Annotated in this window: 4 protein-coding genes and 1 pseudogene; all 5 read left to right on the forward strand. The window is 58.3% G+C overall.

The features are described 5' to 3' along the window. A partial coding sequence (gene mnmA / locus B2W52_RS07210; protein ID WP_286802167.1) for a tRNA 2-thiouridine(34) synthase MnmA occupies window positions 1-933 on the forward strand: 933 nt, incomplete at its 5' end. After that, window positions 930-1,574, forward strand: a complete 645-nt coding sequence (gene hflD / locus B2W52_RS07215; RefSeq protein ID WP_008174761.1) for a high frequency lysogenization protein HflD — start codon at window positions 930-932, stop codon at window positions 1,572-1,574. The genes mnmA and hflD, both read left to right, overlap by 4 nt. 87 nt (window positions 1,575-1,661) lie before the next feature. Further along, window positions 1,662-3,029 (forward strand): adenylosuccinate lyase, encoded by a 1,368-nt coding sequence (purB, locus tag B2W52_RS07220; protein ID WP_014577430.1) that lies wholly within the window; start codon window positions 1,662-1,664, stop codon window positions 3,027-3,029. Between the two features lie 17 nt (window positions 3,030-3,046). After that, window positions 3,047-4,198 (forward strand): cupin domain-containing protein, encoded by a 1,152-nt coding sequence (locus tag B2W52_RS07225; RefSeq protein ID WP_008174755.1) that lies wholly within the window; start codon window positions 3,047-3,049, stop codon window positions 4,196-4,198. Between the two features lie 5 nt (window positions 4,199-4,203). Beyond that, window positions 4,204-4,336: pseudogene (locus B2W52_RS22245) on the forward strand (GNAT family N-acetyltransferase); the annotation flags it as partial.

The raw sequence follows: 4,336 nt of genomic DNA on the forward strand, positions 1-4,336 counted from the left end.
GCCGAGTACTGGGACCGGGTTTTTGAGCACTTCCTTTCTGAATATCAGGCCGGACGAACACCCAATCCGGATATTCTTTGTAACAAAGAAGTGAAATTCCGGGCTTTTCTGGACTATGCCATCACCCTTGGTGCCGACTATATTGCAACGGGCCACTACGCCCGGCAACGGCCGATTGCTGGTTCAACGGGCAAGGCCCAACTCCTGAAGGGACTGGATCCGAACAAGGACCAGAGCTATTTCCTGCATGCCGTCTCCGGCGACCGCATTGCGCGGACTCTTTTCCCGGTCGGCGAGCTGGAAAAACCGGAAGTCCGCCGTATTGCCGAGCAGCAGGGTTTCGTTACCCATGATAAAAAAGACTCCACCGGTATCTGCTTTATCGGCGAACGCAAGTTCAAAGACTTCCTGAAGCAATACCTTCCGGCCCAGCCCGGCGACATTGAAACACCGGATGGCCAGAAAATCGGCCGGCACCAGGGCCTTATGTATCACACCATCGGCCAGAGACAGGGCCTGGGCATTGGCGGTCTCAGTGAATTCGGGGACGAGCCCTGGTATGTGGCGGAGAAAGACCTCAGCCGCAATGTGCTTGTTGCTGTTCAGGGCAAACACCATCCCCTGCTCTTTTCCCGTGGCCTAGTGTCCGGCCCGATCGACTGGGTTGCCGGAGAGGCACCTGCTGGACGTTTCCGCTGCAAGGCCAAGACCCGTTATCGCCAGCCGGATCAGGATTGCCAGGTTCTGTTGATCGACCGCGGTGTCCGCGTCGATTTTGACGACGCCCAGCGGGCTGTCACGCCCGGGCAATCCGTGGTTTTCTACGACGGCGAGGTGTGCCTTGGTGGCGGCGTTATTGAGCAGACCTGGCGTGATGACGAACCACTTCCAGACCGTCTGACCGGCACCCGTTCCGAGGAACAGACCGCATGAGCCGCTCACTCAAGGATCAGACCCTGGCGTTGGCCGGGGTATTCCAGGCCGCCAACCTGGTCCAGCAGATTGCCCACAATGGCCAGTGCAACGAGGCCAGCCTGGAAACATCTATCCGTTCCCTGTTTGCCACCAACCCCGAGAACACACTGGACGTCTACGGAGGCGAGCTTCGCGATATCCGCGAAGGCCTCGTCACCCTGTCCTCGGTGCTCAGCCAGCAGTCACGGCAGCAGGACATCGAAGTTCTGCGCTACGCCCTCAACCTGATCCAGCTCGAATCCAAACTGAATCGCCGCTCTGACATGCTGGACGTGATTGGCAGTCGCATTGATCAGGCCAGGCACACCGCCAGCCACTTCGGGTACACACACCCGAACCTGATCAGCAATCTGGCTTCCGTCTACGCCGATACCATCAGCACCTTTCGCCAGCGTATCCAGGTGAGCGGTAACCCCTCTGTGCTCCAACGCGAGGAGAATGCCGCGAAAGTGCGGGCACTGCTGCTGGCGGGTATCCGTTCCGCCGTGCTCTGGCGCCAGACCGGCGGCCGACGCTGGCAACTGATCTTTGCCCGCAAGAAAGTGATCGGGCTTGCCAAAGAGCTTGCCGAAGAAGCCAATCGCTCCCTCTACCACTGACGGCGCTGATTCAGAGCCGGCGGTGGTGTATGATATGCACCCCTATTTTCTTTTGATCCGATTCTTTGATGACTTGAGAGGTTTTCGATGGAACTCACCGCCCTGACCGCCATTTCCCCGGTCGATGGACGCTATGGCAACAAGGTCAGCGTCTTCCGTGAAATTTTCAGTGAGTATGGCCTGATCCGGAACCGGGTGACCGTCGAGATCCGCTGGCTACAGAAACTGGCCGCTCACCCTGGCGTGGCCGAGGTTCCTGCGTTTTCCGCCGACGCCAACGGCTTCCTGGACCGTTTGGTGAGCGAATTCAGCCTGGAAGACGCAGAGCGTATCAAGGACATCGAACGCACCACCAATCACGATGTGAAAGCGGTGGAGTACTTTATCAAGGAAAAGATCGCCAGCGTTCCTGAGCTGCACGCTGTCACGGAATTTGTTCACTTCGCCTGCACTTCTGAAGACATCAATAACCTCTCCCATGCGCTGATGCTGCGGGAAGGCCTGGACCACGGCCTGCTACCGGCCATGGACCGCGTTGTCGACAAGTTGGCGCAGCTTTCTCATGACCACGCCGAACAACCGATGCTGTCGCGCACTCACGGCCAGACGGCCTCGCCCACGACCGTGGGCAAAGAGCTGGCGAACGTCGTTCACCGTCTGCGTCGCCAGGTAAAACAGATCCGGGAAACCGAGCTGTTGGGCAAGATCAACGGTGCCGTGGGTAATTACAACGCCCATCTCTCCGCCTATCCGGAAATCGACTGGGCCCAGAACGCACGGGAGTTCATCGAGAGCCTCGGGCTCGACTGGAACCCTTACACCACCCAGATCGAACCGCACGATTACATTGCCGAGCTGTATGACTCCGTCGCTCGCTTCAACACCATCCTGATCGATCTGGACCGTGACGTCTGGGGCTATATTTCCCTCGGCTACTTCAAGCAGAAAACGGTAGAAGGCGAAGTAGGCTCTTCGACCATGCCCCACAAGGTCAATCCCATCGATTTCGAGAACTCCGAGGGCAACCTTGGCATCGCCAATGCGCTTTTCAGCCACCTCTCTGCCAAACTGCCTATATCACGCTGGCAGCGGGATCTGACCGACTCCACCGTACTGCGTAACCTGGGTGTTGGCTTTGCGCACAGCTTGATTGCCTACGAAGCCACCCTAAAAGGCCTGGGCAAACTGGAAATCAATCCGGCCCGACTGGATGAAGACCTGGACCATGCCTGGGAAGTGCTTGCCGAGCCGATCCAGACGGTGATGCGCCGTTACAATATCGAAAAGCCCTATGAAAAACTCAAGGCATTGACCCGTGGCAAGGCAATGACGCCGGAAGTGATCAAGAATTTCGTTGAGAGCCTCGACATTCCAGATCAGGCCAAGGCCGAACTGATGGCTTTGACGCCGGGCCGTTACATCGGTAACGCAGTCGATCAGGCACAAAACATCTGAAACCGGGAGTAACACCCATGGACATGCTTGGCGGACTCACACCCTCTGAATTTCTGCGGGACTATTGGCAGAAAAAGCCGCTGGTTATCCGTCAGGCGTTTCCCGATTTCCAGTGCCCGGTCAGCGCTGATGAACTGGCCGGCCTGGCCTGTGAGGAGGGCGTCGAGTCCCGGATTGTGATCGAAAATGACGATGGCAAGCCCTGGCAGCTCCACAACGGCCCCTTTTCGCCGGACCGGTTCAGCAGCCTGCCCGAACAGGACTGGACGCTCCTGGTGCAGGGGCTGGACCACTGGGTGCCCGATATTGCAGATTTGCTGGAACACTTCCGCTTCATCCCCAATTGGCGCCTGGATGACATCATGGCCAGTTTTGCCCCGAAAGGCGGCAGCGTTGGCCCCCATTACGACCAGTATGATGTATTCCTCCTCCAGGCCCAGGGTCACCGCCGGTGGACGTTTGGAGGCCATTGCGACCATACCTCCCCCCGCGTGGAGGGCACTCCGCTGCGCATTCTGAGCAGCTGGGATGGCGAGGAAACCGTTACTCTGGCACCCGGTGACATGCTGTATCTGCCGCCGGGTATTGGCCACCATGGAGTGGCCGAGGATGACTGTATCACGCTGTCGGTGGGCTTCCGTGCACCCACCGTGGATGACATTCTGACCGGATTTACCGATTTCCTCTGCAGCCAGTCCGATGCCTCAGATCACCTGAACGATCCGGATCTGAAAATACAGGACAATCCGGGCACGATTCAGCCGGATGTGGTTGACCGCCTCGAGACCGTTATCCGGGAAAAGCTTGAGGACCGCCGGCAACTGGCCCTCTGGTTTGGCCAGTTCTCAACGGCGCCCAAGAGCATGGATATTGTGGTGCCTGCGGAGGAGCCTGCGTCCACCGGAGACGTCGCCGAAGCAATACACGCGGGCGAGCAGCTGCGGTGGAACGAAGGCTCACGTTTCGCGTACTACGAGTTTGCCAGCGAAACCGCCCTGTTTGTGGACGGCGAGCAGTTCCTGCTCAAGGGCGATGCCCAACCGTTTGCTCCGCTTCTCTGCTCAGGGGCCCGCGTCGATATGCCGACCCTCGCCCGGCTCTCGGAAGACGAAGCATTGCTTGGGCTTCTGACCACCCTCTACAATCAAGGCTCGATTTACTTCGAATAAGCTTTATGAGCATCCGGTTTCGCAAATACAGCTGGCAACTGGCCCCGGCATCCATCCGGGATATCCGCCAGCAGGTGTTTATTGAGGAACAGAAAGTCCCGCCGGAGCTGGAGTGGGATGAAACCGACGAAATTGCCA

The organism is Marinobacter sp. UBA2498 (assembly GCF_002341575.1).
Lineage (GTDB): Bacteria > Pseudomonadota > Gammaproteobacteria > Pseudomonadales > Oleiphilaceae > Marinobacter > Marinobacter manganoxydans.